The organism is Dietzia sp. SLG310A2-38A2 (assembly GCF_014145095.1).
Lineage (GTDB): Bacteria > Actinomycetota > Actinomycetes > Mycobacteriales > Mycobacteriaceae > Dietzia.
In genome coordinates this window covers 1-1,564 of sequence record NZ_JAALDX010000422.1, presented here as the reverse complement: position 1 = coordinate 1,564, position 1,564 = coordinate 1, and the positions used below count along the sequence as shown (strand labels likewise).

At 71.6% G+C, this 1,564-nt stretch carries 2 protein-coding genes; both read left to right on the top strand.

Annotated features, from left to right (window positions below; translation table 11 throughout):
- Nucleotides 1–500 (top strand): maleylpyruvate isomerase family mycothiol-dependent enzyme (locus tag G6027_RS14325; RefSeq protein WP_241727146.1); only part of this gene is annotated, 500 nt, incomplete at its 5' end.
- 337 nt (nt 501–837) lie between these two features.
- Nucleotides 838–1,564: DNA translocase FtsK 4TM domain-containing protein (locus G6027_RS14320; RefSeq protein ID WP_346995751.1), on the top strand; the 727-nt coding region annotated here is incomplete at its 3' end.

Sequence of the window (1,564 nt, the reverse complement as noted above, 5' to 3'; positions counted from 1 at the left end):
CGGCGGGAATCGTCCTGCCGGCGCTCGCCTCTCGGATGGAGGAACTGCGCCTCCGTGAGGCCGAGCGTCCGTGGGACGAGTTGCTGGAGAAGATCGCAGCGGGTGCGCCGTGGTACTCGCCGCTCCGCTACGCGGACCGCCTGGCCAACGCCGCGGAGTACCTCGTCCACCACGAGGACGTCCGCAGGGCCGACGGCGAATGGACGAAGCGGGAGTTCGACGTCGAGGACCTCGATCGCATCTGGGCTCTGGGGACGACGGTGGCCAGGACCTTCCTGCGTCGGGTGGCCGCCCGAGTCGATCTGCGTACCCCTCCGGGAATCAGCCTGTCCAAGTCCGGAGCGGTGTCCACCGGCGCCGCGCTGGCCCCGGTGGTCAGTGTGACCGCCGACCCTGTGGAGTTGATCCTGTGGGCGTTCGGGAGGGACGCGGTCGACGTGGACATCTCTGGTTCGCAGCAGGGAATCGACGCGGTCGAGTCGGTGCCGAGGGGCGTCTGACCGACCCCCGGCCCGTGTGGCTGCTGTTACCAATGGGGTCGGAGAAGATAGAGTGACCTCCATGGCACCCAGCTCGAACACGCGATCCACCCGTGCCCCCGGTGGACGGCGCCCGGCCTCGACGGCAGGCGCACAGCGATCCACCGCGTCCACCTCGACGTCGTCGCGGGGAGGCGGTACCCGTCGCGGTGCGGTCGTCTCCACCCCGAGGTCGGGAACCCGCGGTGGATCCCGCGCGGTCACCCCACCTCCGGAGCGGACGTCCGGCGCCTTCGGCGCAGTCGGGCGCGGTCTACGGGGCGGTTGGTCGGGTGTGGCCAAGGGAGTCGGTCACGGTGTGCGCGGTCTGCGAGGCGGTACCGACGAGGACCGTGTGGCGCCGCCCCACCGACGCGACGGGCTCGGGTTGATCCTCGTCGGAATCGCGATCGTGTTCGCCGGAGCGGTGTGGTTCGGTGCCGCTGGGCCGGTGGGGGAGTGGATCGACACCGGGATCCGGACGGTCGTCGGGACGCCGGGTGCACTGCTGCCGTTGCTGCTCGGCGGCTGGGGCGTCCTCGTGATGGCACGGGAGCCACGGCCCGATGTGCAGTCCAGGTGGGTGGTCGGGACCACCGTGACCGCCCTGGGGGTACTGGGTCTCTGGCATCTGGGATCAGGGTCGCCCTCGGACCCGGAGGGCGTCCGTGGCGGAGCCGGCGTCCTCGGGAGGATCGTCGGAGGCACGCTCGAGGCGGGCCTGTCCGTCTTCGTCGCCGTCCCGCTGCTCGTACTGCTCGTCGCGTTCGGTGTCCTGGTGCTGGTGGGGCGCCCGGCCAGGGAGATCCCGGGAATCGTGCGCGGATTCTTCGGCTGGGACGGGAGCGGCGACATCGTCGACCACGACGACCCGGAGTCGGACTGGAACGATCCCGACGCCACCACCGCTTACCCGATCGCCGAGACCGGGACGCCGGCCGACCAGGAGCGGCCCGCACCTCGACGTCCGGCACGTCGCCGGGTGGCCGCCTGGTCGGATACCCCGACCACCGGGGAGACCGTCGAGATGCCGGCAGCCGCTCGAG